Source organism: Empedobacter sp. UBA7620 (assembly GCF_002484185.1).
GTDB lineage: Bacteria > Bacteroidota > Bacteroidia > Flavobacteriales > Weeksellaceae > Empedobacter > Empedobacter falsenii_C.
On record NZ_DLJI01000014.1, the window covers coordinates 41,557 to 42,077 of the forward strand.

The following is a 521-nucleotide window of genomic DNA, read 5'->3' on the forward strand; positions in this document are numbered from 1 at the left end:
AAAATGGGCTGTAAAGGAATTCCCTGGAAATTTGATTAGTGTTACAGAAGTAAAAGTAACACCAGATTTGAGCGTTTCTAAAATCTATGTAAGTATTTTTCCAAGTACTCAAAAAGACGAAATTTTTAAAGAAATTAGAGTTAATACACCATTATTTAGAGGAATTTTATCAAAAAGTGCTTCTAAACAAATGCGTATTACACCAGAATTAATTTTCATTTTAGATAATTCGTTAGACGAAATGGATAAAATCGACAAAGCGCTAAGAGGAGAAGGAAATAATCCAATCTTATAATGAGAAACATTTCACTTTACATTGCGAAACGCTACATTTTTTCGAAAACGAATACAAACGCTGTAAACATTATTACATCGATTGCTGTTGGTGCTATTTTGGTAGCTACAGCGGCTTTGTTTATTATTTTATCCGTTTTTTCGGGATTAGAAAAAATGAATTTAAAGTATTATAGCAATGTAAATCCTGAAATTAAAATTTCTCCTTCGAAAGGAAAAGTATTAGC

The 521-nt window shown here is 29.9% G+C and carries 1 protein-coding gene and 1 pseudogene; both read left to right on the forward strand.

Translation table 11 applies throughout. The features are described 5' to 3' along the window. Nucleotides 1–295: ribosome-binding factor A (locus B2217_RS02465; RefSeq protein WP_291122055.1), on the forward strand; the 295-nt coding region annotated here is incomplete at its 5' end. Next, nucleotides 295–521 (forward strand): annotated as a pseudogene (locus tag B2217_RS02470) (ABC transporter permease); the annotation flags it as partial. The gene B2217_RS02465 and the pseudogene B2217_RS02470, both read left to right, overlap by 1 nt.